This window comes from candidate division KSB1 bacterium (assembly GCA_022562085.1).
Taxonomy (GTDB): Bacteria; Zhuqueibacterota; Zhuqueibacteria; order Oceanimicrobiales; family Oceanimicrobiaceae; genus Oceanimicrobium.
The window spans coordinates 1-17,901 of sequence record JADFPY010000057.1 but is presented as its reverse complement, the minus strand read 5'-3'; the positions used below and the strand labels follow the sequence as shown (position 1 = coordinate 17,901).

The window sequence follows — 17,901 nt, the reverse complement described above, 5'->3', positions numbered from 1 at the left end:
AAAAAGATCCGGCTCTGCCAAATTGCCCATACCCGTTCAGGTGACAAAGGTGACAGTTCGAACGTTGGAGTCCTGGCCTATAGTCGAGAAGCTTATGAGGTCATCAAGGAGCAGTTGACCCCTGGGCGAGTTAAAGCGCACTTTAGGGACCTGGTAAAAGGGGAAGTGGAGCGATTTGAATTGCCCAATTTGCTAGGCCTTAACTTTATCTTACATGATTCTCTTGGCGGCGGCGGGAGCGAAAGTTTGAAAAACGATGCGCAAGGGAAAACGCATGGTCAGGCGCTCTTGCTTATGGAAGTCGAGGTGCCCGACGAACTTGAATTGAAATCAACTTATGAAAATCTCTAAGGAAGGAGATCATCATGTCCTACACAACCGAAGTTTTGTCCTCAGATGTCGTAACCTATTTAGACGATATAAGTTCTCCCCTGAATTGTTCCAACGAAAATCTCGCGATTATACTCGCCGCCGGTCATGGAAAACGGATCAAGTCGGTGACCTCCAAAATGCTGCACAAAATTTGGGGCGTGCCCACCGTTGAGCGAGTTTCCAATGCCGCCAGGAAAGGTCTCGATTCAAGCAATCAAATCCTGGTGGTCGGAATCAAAGCGAAAGATGTTGCAGCCGCCCTTGGAAGGAGCGATCAGCGGACCTTCGTTCTGCAGGAAGAGCAGAATGGCACCGGTGACGCCGTTCGCGTTGCCTTGCAAAGTCTGACAAAGGGCTATTTGTCATCCAATGTTTTTATTTTTCCGGGAGATATGGGGCTGTTGAACTCCGGCGCCGTACAGCAGTTTAAGTCCGATTTTGAAAACAATCCCTGCGATATGATGATCCTCACGGGCGTGTTTGAGGGAGCTGCGAGTGATAATTATTATGGCCGGGTTTTGCGGGTGCCGGCCGAGGATATAAACGGCCAAAGTGCAGGCGATAATTTCAGTAAGGTGATTGAAATTAAGGAGCAAAAAGATATCCTCGCACTTGAGCCGAACGAAACATATCGAGTAAATTATAAAGGCCGCACTTACGGTTTTACAAAAGAAAAACTTGTTGATCTCAGGGAATTCAACACCGGGGTTTATGCCTTCAAGGCGGATAAAATCATCGCTTGTATCAACAAGCTCAGTACGGATAATGTGCAAGGGGAATTGTATTTGACGGATTTAATTCGTATCTTCAATGAGAACGATTTGACGGTTAAAGCGTCGGAGGCGGTTGACAATCGCACTGTGCTTGGCTTTAATGTCAAGAGCGTTCTTAAAGAGATGGAGAGCTACGCTCGCGAAAGTGTTTATGAGAAACTCAAGGATATCATCACAATTGTAGACGAAGACGACTTTTTTATAGCAGACGAAGTTGTCGAGCAAATAATAGAATTGGACAAAAAAAGTGGCCCGCTCGATATTTCTGTTGGCAAGGGCGCTTGGATTGACAAAGGTGTTCAGTTAAATAAAAGAATAAAAATTGGAAATCATGCCGAACTTTCCGGTCGCGTCATTTTGGGTGAAGGAGTGCGAATTCATGAGAATGTAGATGTGTCGAGCTATTCTAATCAAACATTGAAAGTTGGAAGCAATTCCGAAATTTTTAAAGGAGATATCATAAAAGGCAATCTGGAAATTGGTAAGAATTGCCGAATTGAATCGAGTGTGAATATGACCGGGAGCGACGAATTCCCAACACGGATTGGAAATAATGTCACAATTAAAGGTCCTTCCTATATTTTTGGCAGCACTGTCGAGGATGACGTTTGGATTGAGCATTCCGTTCTAAAATGCAAGCACATCAAAAGAGTTGAAAACGCGGATGGCACTGTTCAAGCAATTCGTTATTTTCTTCCAAAAGCAGAAGGTTTGCAAGCCATTGTTGATTTGATCAAATAAAAAGAATGAAATTTCAGCATTTAAATTATAAAATTGAAGACTATATTGCTCTTTTAACTATCGACCGGCCGCCGGTTAATGCATTAAACCGTGAGCTGGTTGCCGAATTAGGTCAAGCCCCTGAGCAGATTCAAAACGACGTTGATGAGGGCACGGTTCGTTCGGTTATTATTACTGCAAATGGCAAGTATTTCTGCGCCGGCGCGGATTTAAAAGAACGCACGGATATGCCGGAAGAGCAGGTAGCGCCAACCGTAAAGAACATCGGCGAATCGATGAGGAAAATCGCTGAGATTTCTGTTCCAACGATTGCTGCAATGCAAGGGAGTGCGTTTGGCGGCGGCTTTGAAGTGGCGCTGGCGGCAGACATACGAGTTGTCGTCGAGTCAGCACAACTTGGTTTACGGGAGACAGCTTTAGCGATTATTCCTGGGGCAGGCGGAACCCAAAGATTGACTCGTTTAGTTGGCCCGAGTAATGCTATTTTGTGGATTACTTCGGCAAGACTTTTTACTGCAAAAGAAGCGCTTGAGCAGGGCGCGGTTAATTTCGTTGTCACCGAGTCCGAGCTGATGGCAAAAGCTCTGGAAATCGCGACTGAGATTTCCAAGAATGGACCTTTGGCTGTGCAGCAAGCAAAACGCTCTATTTATTCAGGGCTCGACAAAAGTGTGAGTGAAGGTCTGGAGCTTGAATTCGAATGCTATAAAAATATTATTCCGACCAAAGATAGAATTGAAGGTTTAACCGCGTTTAAAGAGAAACGCGAACCGAAATATGAAGGAAAGTAACGATTCCAGTGTTTGAGTGTTAATGTTTTAAAGTGTAAAAGATTGAGTTGTCTTAACACTTAAACACCGTAGCACTTTTTTTAAAACTGTTAGAGGAATTATGGATTACACGGAAGAACAACAGATGATGCGCGACACCGTTCGTGAGTTTGCAAAAAATGAAATCGAACCCGTAGCGGCCGAATTCGATGAAAAGGGTGAGTTCCCGGCGGAGAATTTTAAAAAGATGGCCGAACTTGGTTTTCTCGGCATTCCGTTTCCGGAAGAATATGGCGGCGCTGGAATGGATACCGTGAGTTTGGCGCTCGCGATTGAAGAAGTGGCAAAAGTCTGTGGCGGAACCTGCTTGTCCATGGCAGCACACATTTCACTTTGCGCGACTCCAATTTATTTGTTCGGAACCGAGGAGCAGAAGCAAAAATATCTTCCGCCGCTTGCACAAGGGACTTCGCTTGGCAGCTTTTGCCTGACCGAGCCCGGCTCCGGTTCTGATGCAGGCGCTGCTAAAACCAGTGCCCTGTTAGAAGGTGATTATTATATATTAAACGGTAATAAAGCTTTCGTAACCAATGCAGGAGTCGCTGACACATTTGTTGTGTTTGCGAAGACTACCCCCGACGAAGGCACCAAAGGCATGTCGGCATTTATCGTTGAAAAGGGATTCGGCGGCATAGTTGTTGGCAAGAAAGAAGATAAGCTCGGCGTTCGCGCTTCAGATACACATCCGGTTTCATTTGAAAACTGCAGAGTGCCAAAAGAAAATTTGCTCGGAAAAGAAAGGGATGGATTCAAGCAGGCACTCATCACATTAGACGGCGGTAGAATTGGGATAGGGGCCATGGCGGTCGGGCTAGCTCAGGGTGCCATGGAGAAAGCGGCCGCTTATGCACAAGAACGAGAGGCATTCGGAAAAACAATTTCAAAATTTCAGGCGATCGGTAATATGTTCGCAGATATGGCGACTGAGATTCACGCCGGACGACTGATGGTTCATCATGCCGCCAGATTGCGGGATAAGGGTAAGCCGTACACGAAAGAAGCAGCTATGGCGAAATTATTTGCTTCCGAAGCCGCTATGCGGGCAACCAAAAATGCTATCCAGATTTTTGGCGGTTATGGATTCTGTATGGACTATCCGGTTGAAAGATATTGGCGTGATGCCAAACTCACCGTGATAGGAGAAGGCACCTCGGAAGTTCTGCGCATGGTTATCTCAAGGGAGATTTTAAAAGAACTGGCATGAAATTCGGCGACTTTGAATTATTTGTTTTGAGTGACGGCAAGTTTAAGCTTGACGGTGGTGCGATGTTTGGTGTGGTGCCGAAAGTCCTTTGGGAAAAAACCAACCCGCCCAATGAAATGAATCGAATTGAAATGGGACTTAACAGCCTGCTTATTAAGACCAATGATGATATTGTTTTGGTGGACACGGGTATCGGCGAAAATTACAACGAGAAATTTTTTGAAATGTTTGAAATCGATAAATCCACTAGTTTGTTGAAAAGTTTGAATTCAATAAGTCTTAAACCAGATGATATCACAAAAGTTGTGCTGACCCATTTACATTTCGATCATTGCGGCGGTAATTGTTCAAAAGATGAAAATGGTGAACTCAAGCCGACCTTTCCAAATGCGACTTATTATTTTCAACAGGATGAGTTTGAATACGCAAAAAAACCGGACCCCAGAAGTCGCGGCAGCTATTTAGCTCAAAATTGGCAAGCAATCGAGGAATCTGATCAGGTGCAGCTTATTTCTGGAAATCAAGAAATTATCCCCGGAGTTGAGGTTTTCACAACGGGCGGGCATACGCAGAATCACCAAATTGTAAAAGTCCATTCAGATGGAAAAACAGCTTGTTTTTTAGCAGATTTGGTTCCGACGGATTCCCACTTGAAAACTGCCTACGTCATGGGATATGATCTTTACCCGAAGACGACCATGGAAATGAAGGAGAAAGTTCTGAAACAAGCCCTACAGGAAAATTGGCTGCTTATTTTTGAACACGCACCGTCGGTTAAAGGTGGATATTTGACCGAAAAAGAAGGTAAACTTCGAATTGAAGAAGTAGAAATTTAAGGATTTAGCACTAGGAGTTCTCATCGATGTCGGAATTTAAAGAAGTCGTTATTGCGAGTGCATGTAGGACACCAATTGGTGCATTTCAAGGGGCTTTAAGTTCATTTTCGGGACCACAGTTGGGCAGCATCGCCATCAAGGAAGCTTTAAACCGCGCCGGTATCAAGGGAAAGGATGTTAGTGAAGTTATCATGGGTGAGGTTCTCCCGGCCGGAGTCGGTCAGGCGCCCGCTCGCCAAGCTTCCATGGGAGCTGGAATTCCTAACACTGTGCCCTGTTTGACCATCAACAAAGTTTGCGGCTCCGGCTTGAAGTCAGTTATGTTGGCTGCGCAAGCGATTATGGTTGGTGATGCAGATATCGTAGTCGCGGGCGGCATGGAAAGCATGTCTAATGCTCCTTATCTTCTACCGAAAGCGAGAACCGGCTACCGGCTTGGACACGGCGAGCTTATTGACAGCATGATCAAAGATGGTTTGTGGGACGCTTACAACGATTTTCACATGGGCAATGCGGCTGAACTGTGCGCCAAAGAATGCAATGTGCCAAGAGAAGCTCAGGATGAGTTCTCTATCAATTCATATAAAAAGGCATTGGATGCGCAAAAGAACGGGTATTTTAAAGATGAAATTGTCCCGGTAGAAATCCCACAAATAAAAAGCGATCCTATTCTCCTTTCCGAAGATGAAGGACCCAAGCGGGCAAATTTTGAAAAAATGCTGACCCTCAGACCGGTTTTTCAAAAAGACGGAACAGTCACAGCTGCAAATGCCTCCTCAATCAATGATGGCGCTGCAGCCTGTGTGGTTATGTCTAAAGCGCAAGCGGAACGTTTAGGAAGAGAGCCTTTGGGAACTATTGTTGCTCAGGCTTCTGCGGCAAAAGCTCCGGAGTGGTTTACCATGGCGCCGGCAGATGCTATCAATTTGATTTTGGACAAAGCCAATTTGAAACTGGAAGACATCGATTTGTTTGAAGTTAATGAAGCGTTTGCTGTCGTAAACCTTGCAGTTGGAAAAGAGCTCGGGATAGATTTGAATAAAATGAATATTCACGGGGGTGCGGTGGCACTCGGCCATCCGCTTGGAGCAAGCGGTGCGAGGATTCTAACCACGCTGCTTTATGCTATGAAGCGCCAGAATAAAAAGAGGGGATTGGCGACACTTTGCATTGGCGGGGGAGAGGCTTCGGCGGTGGTTGTGGAGCGGTAATCGATTTTTTTAAAAAAAATTAACCCCGAAATGCAAAAAAAATGGAGGATCCAATGAACGCTCTTAAAATTTCTCTTTCATAATATTAAGTTCATTCGCCTTCTTAAGTATATCAGGAGAATTACATTGATTTTACGATTCTATCGAAAAATAATTAGTTCGACAAAATGCTTCAGATTCAAACTAAAATAAAAGCAGAGGTTTATTTGGATATAAACAACGGGACCGTCATCGGTGCATGCACCATGGGCGACGGCATAGCTCTTAAACAAAAGATTTAAATTAAGAGGAGCTGCATGGATTTTCTATTAACGGACGAGCAAAAACTTATTCAACAAACTGCACGCGAGTTTGCTCAGAATGAAGTCGCTAAGGATGCTGCGGAACGGGACCAGACTGCACAATTTCCTTCGCATCATGTAAAAAAGATGGCTGAGTTGGGTTTCATGGGAATGATGATCGACCCGAAATATGGCGGCAACGGATTAGATACCGTTAGCTACGCGATTGTCATCGAGGAACTCTCGAGAGTTGATGCTTCCGTGGGAGTTATTTGTTCTGTCAGTAATTCTTTAGTTTGTTTTGGGATAGAAAATTTCGGTAAAGAAGAAACAAAACAAAAATATTTAGTTCCTTTGGCTAAAGGCGAAAAACTGGGTGCATTTTGCATGTCTGAACCCGGCTCAGGATCGGACGCAGCCGGAATGAAAACCACTGCTGTTTTAAAAGGCGATCACTATATTTTAAACGGCACCAAAAATTTTATTACTAATGGCTTGAATGCAGATTTTTATGTTGTCATCGCACATTCCGATCCGTCTCAGCGCCACAAAGGGATTAGTGCCTTTGTTGTAGAAAAAGGATTTCCCGGATTTCAAGTTGGCAAGAAAGAAAAGAAGCTTGGTATCCGAAGTTCAGACACGGCATCGATAATGATGGAAGATTGTGCTGTTCCGAGAGAAAATCTTTTAGGTCAGGAAGGCGAGGGATTTAAAGTAGCAATGATGACACTTGACGGCGGTAGAATCGGTATTGCCTCTCAAGCCGTGGGCATCGCACAAGGATCTTTAGATGCGGCAATCAATTATGCGAAAGAAAGGGTGCAATTTGGAAAGCCAATTTCGGCTTTCCAGTCGATTCAGCATATGCTGGCGGATATGGAGACACACGTTAGCGCAGCGAGACTCTTGACTTATCAAGCAGCCTGGAAGAAAGATCAGAACCAAAAGTATTCACATGACTCTGCAAAGGCTAAACTGTTTGCATCCGAGACCGCCGTTGATGTGAGCTCAAAAGCCGTGCAGATTTTTGGCGGTTACGGTTACCTGAAGGATTATCCCGTTGAAAGATTCATGCGGGATTCAAAAATAACTGAAATTTATGAGGGAACATCTGAAATTCAAAGGCTGGTAATTGCAAGAGATCTCCTAAAATAATTTAGATAGGCACTGCAACTTAAGATATTCAACTAACATACTATAACGGAGGCCAAATATGTCTGAATTCTTAGAAGACGGGAAACTATGGTTTAATGGGAAGATGATTGAATGGCAGGATGCTAAAATACATGTCATGTCTCATGTTATTCATTATGGCTCATCGGTCTTTGAAGGATTTCGATGTTATAATACGGTTAATGGACCCGCCCTTTTTCGGTTACAGGATCACATTCGGCGGTTATTTGATTCCGCGAAGATTTACAGAATTCCCATGCCCTTTTCGAAAGATGTAATCGAACAAGCCTGCATCGATGTCGTTAAAGTTAATAATTTGCAAGAAGCTTATATGCGTCCGGTCGTCTTCCGAGGATATGGAAGCCTGGGAGTCGATCCCAAAGATACGCCGACTGAAGTGGCGGTGGCTGCTTTGGCCTGGGGAAAATATTTGGGAGATGAAGGGATCAATGTCGGGGTTGATGTTCGCGTGTCTTCCTGGAATCGAGCGCGGCCCAATACCTTGCCGGCGATGGCAAAATGCGGCGCGAACTATATGAATTCACAGCTTATTAATTTGGAGGCAAAAGCGGACGGATATATAGAGGGGATTGGCCTTGATTCCAATGGCTATGTCAGCGAAGGAAGTGGTGAAAATATTTTTGTAATCCGCGACAACCGAATTTACACACCGCCGCTCTCTTCGTCAATTTTGCCGGGAATTACCCGTGACTGCGTTATTAAACTGGCAGAAGATTTTGGCTATAAAGTTGAGGAAATCACAATTCCGAGGGAGTGTCTCTATATTGCCGATGAGGTTTTCTTTACAGGGAGCGCCGCCGAAGTCAGTCCCATCAAATCTATCGATCGAATTCCAATTGGCGAAGGTCGCAGGGGACCGATTACTGAGAAAATTCAAAAACGCTTTTTTGGAATATTAACCGGTGAGTTCGAGGATAAATATAGCTGGTTGACTCCGGTTAATTAATAGTAGCGAGCAATGAGTAGTAATAGAAGAAAAGCAAGAGAATTGGTCTTGCGTGCACTTTACAGCCAGGAGATGTCGGATAATCCGGTAAATGTGATTATTGAGGACATGATTTTGAGCCGCAAGGAAGAGGAGAGCATCACGGAATTTGCGGTGCACTTACTTAAGGTTTGTATTGAGCACAAAACTGACCTCGATAAATTGATCGTTGACAAAGCGCAGAATTGGGATTTCGAAAGAATCGCTATTTTGGATAAATTAGTGATGAGAATAGCAATTTGCGAGTTCCTGCATTTTGAAGATATTCCACCCAAAGTCTCGATTGACGAAGCGATTGAAATTGCCAAAAAATACAGCACCGAGGGAAGCGGTCAATTTATCAACGGAATATTGGACAGCGTTTTACTTGAGTTAAGAAATCAAAATCTTTTAAAAAAATCCGGAAGAGGGTTGAACGAAGACTGAATGTTCGCCTTAAAGAAAAAACTAATTGATTGGAACTTAGTATGGTTGGAAATTTAGTATCGAAAATTTTCGGCAGCAAACATGATCGGGACATCAAGCGCGTCCAACCGATCGTTGACCAAATTAATCAAGCTTATGAGCAGTTTGAGAATCTTTCCGATGATGAGCTGAAAGGCAAAACACAGGATTTCAAAGATCGGATAGAATCCGCTACCAAAGAAGTCGTCGCAGAGTTAAAGGAGCTTTACGAAGCAATCCATTCGGACACCATTTCCACGAATGGCAGAGACGATTCCGGCCAAAATGAAGAGTCCGAAAACAGCGACACGGACAATGTGCACGACCAAATTAAAAAGCTGGAGGAAGAAGAAAAGGAAATTATCGAAGAGGTTTTGAATGAAATTCTTCCTGAGGTTTTTGCAGTAGTGAAACAGACTTGTAAACGCCTGGTAGGTAAAAAATGGAAAATTTGCGATGTCGATAGTCAATGGGAGATGATTCCTTACGACGTTCAACTCATTGGCGGCATTGTTTTGCACGAAGGCAAGATTGCGGAGATGGCAACCGGGGAAGGAAAAACTTTAGTTGCAAGCATGCCTCTCTATCTAAATGCCCTAGCCGGTAAAGGCGTCCATTTGATTACCGTAAATGACTATCTGGCAAGACGTGACTGTGAATGGATGGCCGAAATCTTTAAATTCCTAGGACTGACCGTTTATTACATCCAAAATGATATGAACCCTGAGCAGCGTAAACAAGCCTATTCGGCAGACATTACTTATGGTACAAACAATGAATTTGGTTTCGATTATCTTCGCGATAATATGGCCATTCGCTTCGAAGATAAAGTTCAACGCGGGCACAACTACGCTATCGTTGATGAAGTAGATTCGGTTCTGGTGGATGAGGCTCGCACCCCGCTCATTATTTCGGGTCCGGTTGAGCATTCCACCCATAAATATGACGAAATGAAACCACGTGTTGAGCAACTGATCAGGCAGCAAACGATCTTGGTCAATAGCCTCGTTGCAGAAGGTGAAAAATTATTGAATGATGAGAATGAAGATGAATACGGAGCGGGAATAAAGTTATTGCAGGCTTCACGGGGAGCGCCCAAGAATAAAAAGCTTGCCAAAATTCTGCAGGAAGTTGGTGTCAAGAAGCTCATTCGCCGGGTAGAGAATGACTATATTCGTGATAAAATATTGCATGAAGTTGACGAAGATTTGCTTTTTGCGATCGATGAGAAGGCGCACACAATTGATTTAACCGACAAAGGCCGCGATGCCCTTTCTCCTAACGATCCGGAGATGTTTGTTTTACCCGATCTTTCTGAAAAGCTGCATGAATTAGAAAACAATGAAGCAATTTCTGAAGAAGAAAAGTTGTCGGAAAAGATGATACTTCAAAACGAATTTTCTGAAAAAAGCGAACAGCTTCATAATATTTCCCAACTCCTTCGTGCTTACTCCTTGTTTGAAAAAGATGTTGAATATGTTGTCACGGATGGCAAAGTTTTAATTGTAGATGAATTTACCGGACGCTTGATGCCGGGCCGGAGATTTAGTGACGGACTGCACCAGGCTTTGGAAGCCAAGGAAGGCGTTAAAATTGAAAGAGAGACCCAGACTTTAGCCACGATTACTTTACAAAATTATTTTCGTCTTTATAAGAAATTGGCCGGAATGACCGGCACAGCAGAAACAGAGGCGGCAGAATTTTGGGAAATTTACAAACTGGATGTCGTGGTCATTCCAACTAATGATACGATTCGGCGAATAGACTATGAAGACCAAATTTTCCGAACCAAACGAGAGAAATACAACGCAATTATTGATGAGATCGTCGAAATTCATGAGAAAAAGCGTCCGGTTTTAGTCGGGACGATCACTGTAGATGTCTCAGAAACTTTGAGCCGGATGCTAAAGCGTAAAGGTATCCCGCACTCCGTTCTGAATGCAAAACAGCACCAGAGAGAAGCAGAAATTATCTCGCATGCTGGCGAGCCAGGGGCAGTGACAATTGCTACTAATATGGCTGGAAGAGGAACCGACATAAAGCTGGGCCAGGGTGTTGTTAAACATTCAAGTTGTGCTTTGGTTAAACACCGCGAAGGCGAAGAAGTGTGTCCTTATTTAGATGAGTATAAATGTCACGAAGAAGTACCCTGCGGACTCCACATAATGGGTACGGAACGGCATGAATCCCGCCGAATTGACCGGCAGTTGCGGGGCAGAAGCGGCCGGCAGGGAGATCCGGGTTCGTCGCGCTTTTATCTGTCTTTAGAAGATGACTTGATGCGGTTATTTCAATCAGACCGGGTTGCAGGCGTCATGGATCGGCTTGGCGTTCCGGAAGGCGAGGTCATTCAACACGGAATGGTCAGCAAATCGATTGAACGAGCGCAGAAAAAAGTAGAAGGTCATAATTTTGACATCCGAAAGCATCTTCTCGAATATGACGATGTCATGAACCAGCAGCGTGAAGTTATTTACAAGAAACGTGCTCATGCTTTGGAAGGGGAGAATTTACGAGAAGAGTATATTGAGCTCATCGGAGATTTCGTGGACAGCAGAATTAGCCAATATTCCAACGAGGAAACATATTCTGAAGAATGGGACTGGGCGGGGCTGCGAGCTGATTTTAGAAAAACTATGCTCATGGAGTTGCCAGTTGAAGAAGACGATATCGCCGGCATCGGTCAAGACGAATTATTTGATAAGGTGTATGACGCTGCCAAGAATCACTATCACCAGAGAGAACGAGATCTCAGCGAAAAATTAATGCGCCAAATCGAGCGGTTGGCGATGCTGCGAGTAATTGACGAACAGTGGCGTGAGCATCTCTACGAAATGGATCAACTCAAAGAGGGAATTGGACTCAGGGCCTATGGTCAGAAGAATCCATTGCTTGAGTATAAATCTGAAGGCTTCAGGATGTTTAAGGAAATGCTCGATATGATCAATGAACAGGTTCTCGATTTAATTTTTAAAGCGCAGGTGCAACATGAACCAATTCCGTCAGCGGTTCGACGACTCCAGCAGATGACAACGGTTCATGATTCAACCGAGGGTATGGGGTTTTCAGGTATTCCTCAAGAAGATGCCGGGCAAAGGGCTGCACGCCAGCCGCAGGGAGCTAAGAAGCAGCCAGTGGTCGTTGGTGAGAAAATAGGACGAAACGATCCGTGTCCTTGTGGAAGTGGTAAAAAGTATAAAAAATGTCATGGTGTCGTGTAAATATTGTTGCATTTCCAAGATTTTTTTTTACCTTTGGGAACTAAAATCAGAGCGGCTGAGTTTACCCCGCAATTGGTGTTGTTCGAGGCGGTCTCAGGAGGAAAATTGAGTTTTCACCTCGTCGATAAAGTTTGAAAGAAAAGTGGGGATAATATATTAGAGGAAATTTTATGAATGAACGTGTTGTTGAAATTTTGATTTATATAATGAGCGAAATTCGAAGTAACCGTAAAGTCTCCGGTAAGCTCGACATTCTTTCAAAAAGCCTGATTCAACAGGGATACACTGAAAGTGAAATCAGTTCAGCTTTTACCTGGCTTTTGGGTCGCTTAAAAAACGATTCCGAAGAGGTCGTCGAACAGAAAAATCCCTCACTAAAGAGTTCTTTCCGCCATCTTCATGAAATAGAGCGCTCGATTATTGCTGTTGAAGCATATGGCTATATTATTCAACTCAAAGAGTTAGGGATTATTGACGAATCGGATGTTGAGCAGATTCTAGAAAGAGCAATGATGATGGGTGCCTCAGAAATCACCACGGGGGACATTAAATCTATTGTTGCCTCAATGTTATTGAATTACAATGCTCTTACTGACGGAAGTTGTTTTCTTTTTGAGGAAAATCCTACAATTCATTGATCATGCAATTACTTTTATCAATTTCTCACCTATTTTAATTTATTAGATGTTATGGCAAAATCTTTAGTTATTGTTGAATCCAATGCTAAAATAAAAACCATTGGCAAATTTTTAGGAAAAGATTATCAAGTTCTTTCCTCAGTAGGACACGTTAAAGACCTGCCGAAACAACGCCTGGGTGTCGATGTCGAAGACAACTTTAAACCTGAATATATTACCATTCGGGGAAAAGGCAAAGTATTAAGTCAGTTAAGAAAGTCAGCAATAACTGTGGACAACGTCTTCATCGCTACCGATCCGGATCGTGAGGGAGAAGCGATCGCCTCCCACCTTGCCGAAGAAATGAAAGTCAAGAAAGATAAAATTTTCCGGGTGATGTTTAATGAAATTACCGAAAAGGCGGTCAAAAACGCATTAAAAAACCCAACAAAAATAAATGAAAATAAGGTCGCTGCTCAAAAAGCACGCCGGGTTGTGGACCGTTTGGTTGGTTATCAGGTTAGCCCGATTTTATGGCGAACCATTTACCGTGGGTTGAGTGCCGGCCGGGTTCAATCCATTGCGCTTAGACTAATCAGTGAGCGTGAGGAAGAAATCGAGAATTTTAAACCGCAAGAATATTGGTCTGTTGCTGCCGAACTCCAGGGAGATAAAAACCAGCCGTTTCTATCAAAGCTTCATAAAATAGACAACAAACCGCCCGAACTTGCCGACGAAAAAACAACGAATGAAGTCTTAACGGACATTAGAAAACAAACGTTCAAAGTCCTTGAAATCAAAAAAAGGAAAGTAACCCGCAATCCGGGCCCGGCATTTACCACCAGTACTATGCAGCAAGCGGCAGCGGGTCGTCTTGGGTACACTTCAAAGAAGATCATGATGATCGCCCAGCAGCTTTATGAGGGTGTTGAGCTCGGGGATGAAGGCAGTGTTGGTTTAATCAGCTACATGCGTACTGATTCAACTCGTATTTCGGAGGAGGCTTTACAGGCGGTTAGAGAATATATTTTGCTCAGTTACGGCAAAGATTACTTGCCGGCCTCGGCCCGGAGATTTAAAGTTAAATCCGGTGCCCAGGACGCACACGAGGCCATCCGGCCAACTTCATTAAAAAGAGAGCCGCGTAAAATCAGGAGGTATTTAACCTCGGAACAGTTCAAACTTTATGATCTGATTTGGAATCGCTTCGTGGCTTCTCAAATGGAATCCGTCAAACTCGAACAAACCACCATCAATATTTCTGCGGGGGATTCGTATTTGTTTAGAACTTCGGGTAGTACCATTCTTTTTAGAGGATTTTTACAAATTTATGAAGAATATGAGGAAGAGAATGGAAATGGCAAAGAAGATGATATGCGTATTCCGCGAAATTTAAGCGTTGGCGATATTCTAAATTTGTTAGACCTAATACCTCAGCAACATTTTACTAAACCGGCGCCCCGTTTTTCCGAAAGCAGTTTAATTAAAGAACTGGATGCTTTGGGAATCGGCCGCCCAAGTACTTACACAGTTATTATCTCCACGATTTTGGCGCGCAAATATGTCGAGAAACTACAGCGTCAGTTGCTCCCGACCGAATTGGGTCGAACGGTAAATAAAATTTTGGTTCAAAATTTTCCGGATATCTTCAACGTGGAGTTTACAGCTTTTATGGAAAAAGAATTGGACGAAATCGAATCCGGGAAAAAGGAATTTTCGGAAGTAACTAAAGATTTTTATACACCATTCAAAAAGGATTTGGATGAAGTAAGCCAAAAGCAGAACGAGATCAAGGACGCTTTACAAGAAGAGACCAAAGAAACTTGTCCTAAATGCGGCAAGGATTTAATTATTCGCTGGGGCAGAAATGGCAAATTTATGGCTTGTTCCGGTTATCCCGATTGCAAGCACACGAAGCCGTTGGAAGAACCTGAAGAGGTAGGAGAAAAGTGTGAAAAATGCGGCAAACAGATGGTCGTCAAGCATGGCCGGTTCGGTCGGTTTTTGGCCTGCTCCGGCTATCCTGACTGCAAAAATGCTCAGCCAATTTCCGTCGGGGTGGATTGTCCTAATGACGATTGCTCTGGAAAGTTAGTCGAGAAAAGGTCCCGACGTGGTAAAACCTTTTATGGGTGTAGCAAGTACCCGAATTGTAAATTTGCCAGTTGGAATAAGCCGGTAAATATTCAATGCAGGAACTGCCAAAACCCATACTTGGAAATGCGTTCAAATCAATCGAAGGGAGACTTCCTTTATTGTCCTGTATGTAAATCAGATTTTCAGGTCGAAGAGAAGGAAACCGATGGTGCAGTCGCTTACGGCTAAGACACTTCAATTTCATATTACAAATTTTCTGCGGCATCTTCGCGTAGAAAAAAACGCTTCGAGATTTACTTTAAGCGCATACCAATTGGATCTCGAACAACTACTGCAGTTTACTGAAGAACACGATCTCCAGGAGATTACTAGAAAATCCTTGCGTTCTTTTTTAGCTTCCTTATCAAAAAAAGGGCTTAAGGCCTCCAGCATTAATCGAAAATTGACTTCGCTTAGATCGTTTTTTAAGTATCTGTGTTCCCAGGAAGTCCTCGATTATAATCCCGCAGCGACACTTTTATATTTAAAAAAAGAAAAAAAACTCCCCTCCTTTTTTCAGTATGAAGTCATCCTAAAAGCTTTGGGTTTGCCGGATACGTCGACCCTTGAAGGATTAAGAGATCGGGTTATACTCGAGATTTTTTATTCTACCGGCATTCGTCTGCGCGAATTGGTGGGAATTAATCTTGAGGATGTCGATTTGACGAATGAAGTACTAAGAGTCACGGGGAAAGGTTCAAAGGAACGGGTTGTGCCCTTAGGGAAAAGCATTACCAAGATAATTAAAAAATATATTGCAGCACGGACTCATTTCATTGGGTCTCTGGTTTTGAGTACTGAAGCTTTTTTTCTAAACAAAAAGGGTAAACGAATCTCGCCAGGTCAAGTGCAGTATAGAGTGAAAAAATACCTGCTTGCGGCCTCTGATAAGCAGGAAGCCTACCCGCACATGTTACGGCATTCCTTTGCAACCCATTTGCTTGACGAAGGAGCAGACCTGATTTCTGTGAAAGAGTTACTGGGCCATTCCAGCCTTTCGACAACGCAGGTCTACACCCACTTGACGACAGAGAGATTAAAAAAAGTTTACAAACAGGCGCACCCGAGAGCGCAAAAATAATTCAATGGTAAATTGGGAAATGGAATAAACTCTAATTAATTAATAAATCAAATTGGAGGATTCTATGCGTGTAAACATCACTGCCAGGCACTACAAAGCACCAGATAGACTCAAGGAATATGCGGAAAGTGAGGTACAAAAACTTACAAAATATTTTGATGGCATTATTGAGTGCGAAATAATCCTTGATTATGAAAAAACAATTCAGGTAGTTGAGATAGCTATGAAAGTACACAAACAAAAATTATTTGCACGTGAAAAATCCAAGGATATTTACAAGGGACTTGATCGCGCTGTTGTTAAAATTGAAAGGCAACTAAAAAAATACAAAGAAAAATTAAAGGACCACTCAAACCCTAAAGCCGTTTCATTTGGTGAGCCTTCTCCCGTAAGCTAAGAGTAAATTCCTCAATAACTATGTGAAATTTTCTATTCATAATGGAAAAATTAACTGTTGAAAAATTTTATCTTGACAACAAAGAGAAGTTAAAGTTTAACTTGTTTAACAACGATGCAAGTTTCGACAGAGTCATTGATGAAGGAGACTTGCATCGTCCCGGGCTGGCTTTGTCCGGGTTCGTAGATGTTTTTACCTACAAACGAGTTCAAATAATCGGCAATACTGAAAATGCCTATTTAAAAAAATTGTCGGCCATCGAGCGAAAAAAGGCTATCGAAACATTGCTCTCATTTAAGTTGCCCTGCATTATAATCACACATAATAACAAAATCCCCACCGATCTTTTAAATTACGCCAATGAAAAGGGAGTCACCATCATTAAGTCTCCACTGCAGACGACAAAGCTCATGCACCTCATTAGCGACTACATGGACGAGAAATTTGCACCAACTATTTCCGTGCATGGCTCTCTGGTCGATGTGTATGGAATTGGGGTGCTGTTCACCGGACGCAGTGGAATTGGCAAAAGCGAAATAACTTTAGACTTGGTTGAGCGGGGGCACCGACTGGTGGCAGACGATGTTGTCCGTATTGCAAGAAAAGCGGAAGGGATTCTGATTGGTGAGGCAACTGAAATGCTGCAGCATCACATGGAAATTCGGGGGCTTGGTATTGTGGACGTTCGCAGCATCTTTGGTATTCGATCGATTCGGCTGCAGAAGCGTGTAGAAGTTGAAGTGCAGTTAGAAGAGTGGAATAAAGACGAAGAATATGAACGAGTCGGTCTTCAAGAGTTAACAAGCAAAATACTGGAAGTCGAGATTCCAGCTATAAAGCTGCCAATTTTTTCCGGTAAAAATATTACTGTGATCGCCGAAGTGATAGCTTTAGATCAGTTGTTGAAAATTCATGGTCATTACCCGGCGAAGGCTTTCAATGAAAAGCTCATTAAGAAAATGCAGGAAAAAGCAAGAAAGGAAAAATATTTACAGGACTATTTAGATAGAGATTTTGAATAGAAGTCATTTATGGTATCTTGCCTTGTCATAAGCCATGGCCAGATTGCTCAAGTATTTCTTGATGCGGCTAAACAGATAACAGGAGAGTGTGGCGATCTCTACAGTCTTGATTGTGATCGCGATACTCCGAAAGCGCTTTACGATAAAATCACCCATCTTATCGAATCAGAGAATTTGAAAGGTGGGCTTTTTATTTTAGTCAGCTTGCGGGGAGGAAGCTGCTGGAATGCTGCCGCAAAAGTGGCTAAAGAATATGAAATGGTTGAGCTTATTTCCGGGCTCAACCTTTCAATCGTGCTTTCTTTCATCACGAAACGGGAACACTATGGTTTCGAAGAATTGGCGCAAGTCCTTTTGAAAGACGGCGTTCGCGGTATTTCACGTTTAAAATTGAAAAGCGAGAAAGCGAGGAGCGAGAAGCGCATTTCTTAATCAGGTGCTTTTTCGCTCCTCGCTCTTCGCTCCTCCCTTGCGAGCTTGGATAGGGTCAGGGATAACTTGTTTATAAAAAAAAATCAAACAACTTTAGCTTTACGATTATGCCTCTTGAAATGGT

The 17,901-nt window shown here is 43.2% G+C and carries 16 protein-coding genes; all 16 read left to right on the top strand.

The features are described 5' to 3' along the window. The first annotated feature begins 6 nt into the window (after positions 1-6). The 16 genes from IH879_07530 (at position 7) to IH879_07455 (ending at position 17,777) form a co-directional block, all read left to right on the top strand. Positions 7-351 carry a hypothetical protein gene (locus IH879_07530; protein MCH7674787.1) on the top strand — a complete coding sequence of 115 codons (345 nt, stop codon included), beginning with the start codon at positions 7-9 and terminating at the stop codon, positions 349-351. Between the two features lie 14 nt (positions 352-365). Next, positions 366-1,886 (top strand): NTP transferase domain-containing protein, encoded by a 1,521-nt coding sequence (locus tag IH879_07525; protein MCH7674786.1) that lies wholly within the window; start codon positions 366-368, stop codon positions 1,884-1,886. 5 nt (positions 1,887-1,891) lie between these two features. Further along, positions 1,892-2,677 (top strand): enoyl-CoA hydratase/isomerase family protein, encoded by a 786-nt coding sequence (locus tag IH879_07520; GenBank protein ID MCH7674785.1) that lies wholly within the window; start codon positions 1,892-1,894, stop codon positions 2,675-2,677. 100 nt (positions 2,678-2,777) lie between these two features. Next, complete coding sequence (locus IH879_07515; protein ID MCH7674784.1) at positions 2,778-3,920, top strand: acyl-CoA dehydrogenase; 1,143 nt, start codon at positions 2,778-2,780, stop codon at positions 3,918-3,920. Further along, positions 3,917-4,756 carry an MBL fold metallo-hydrolase gene (locus IH879_07510; protein MCH7674783.1) on the top strand — a complete coding sequence of 280 codons (840 nt, stop codon included), beginning with the start codon at positions 3,917-3,919 and terminating at the stop codon, positions 4,754-4,756. Before IH879_07515 ends, IH879_07510 begins: the two co-directional genes overlap by 4 nt. A gap of 26 nt (positions 4,757-4,782) precedes the next feature. Then, the gene (locus IH879_07505; protein MCH7674782.1) at positions 4,783-5,967 is read left to right on the top strand and encodes an acetyl-CoA C-acetyltransferase; all 1,185 of its coding nucleotides are present in this window, start codon (positions 4,783-4,785) and stop codon (positions 5,965-5,967) included. Positions 5,968-6,263: 296 nt separating this feature from the next. Further along, on the top strand, positions 6,264-7,403 hold the full coding sequence (locus tag IH879_07500; protein ID MCH7674781.1) for an acyl-CoA dehydrogenase: 1,140 nt from the start codon (positions 6,264-6,266) through the stop codon (positions 7,401-7,403). A 58-nt stretch (positions 7,404-7,461) separates the two neighbouring features. Beyond that, positions 7,462-8,388, top strand: a complete 927-nt coding sequence (locus tag IH879_07495; protein ID MCH7674780.1) for a branched-chain amino acid transaminase — start codon at positions 7,462-7,464, stop codon at positions 8,386-8,388. A gap of 12 nt (positions 8,389-8,400) precedes the next feature. Beyond that, entirely contained in the window at positions 8,401-8,853 is a 453-nt protein-coding gene (nusB, locus tag IH879_07490; protein MCH7674779.1) for a transcription antitermination factor NusB, read from the top strand. A 41-nt stretch (positions 8,854-8,894) separates the two neighbouring features. After that, on the top strand, positions 8,895-12,092 hold the full coding sequence (gene secA / locus IH879_07485; GenBank protein MCH7674778.1) for a preprotein translocase subunit SecA: 3,198 nt from the start codon (positions 8,895-8,897) through the stop codon (positions 12,090-12,092). Positions 12,093-12,262: 170 nt separating this feature from the next. Beyond that, entirely contained in the window at positions 12,263-12,730 is a 468-nt protein-coding gene (locus IH879_07480; protein MCH7674777.1) for a DUF494 family protein, read from the top strand. Positions 12,731-12,781: 51 nt separating this feature from the next. Then, the gene (topA, locus tag IH879_07475; protein ID MCH7674776.1) at positions 12,782-15,034 is read left to right on the top strand and encodes a type I DNA topoisomerase; all 2,253 of its coding nucleotides are present in this window, start codon (positions 12,782-12,784) and stop codon (positions 15,032-15,034) included. Beyond that, complete coding sequence (locus IH879_07470; protein MCH7674775.1) at positions 15,015-15,926, top strand: tyrosine recombinase XerC; 912 nt, start codon at positions 15,015-15,017, stop codon at positions 15,924-15,926. The genes topA and IH879_07470 overlap by 20 nt, the downstream gene beginning before the upstream one ends. A gap of 64 nt (positions 15,927-15,990) precedes the next feature. Further along, positions 15,991-16,323 (top strand): ribosome-associated translation inhibitor RaiA, encoded by a 333-nt coding sequence (gene raiA, locus IH879_07465; GenBank protein ID MCH7674774.1) that lies wholly within the window; start codon positions 15,991-15,993, stop codon positions 16,321-16,323. A 41-nt stretch (positions 16,324-16,364) separates the two neighbouring features. Next, entirely contained in the window at positions 16,365-17,345 is a 981-nt protein-coding gene (locus IH879_07460) for an HPr kinase/phosphorylase (protein ID MCH7674773.1), read from the top strand. A 9-nt stretch (positions 17,346-17,354) separates the two neighbouring features. Beyond that, positions 17,355-17,777: a hypothetical protein gene (locus IH879_07455; protein MCH7674772.1), complete on the top strand. Its 423-nt coding sequence runs from the start codon at positions 17,355-17,357 to the stop codon at positions 17,775-17,777. The last annotated feature ends 124 nt before the right edge of the window (positions 17,778-17,901 follow it).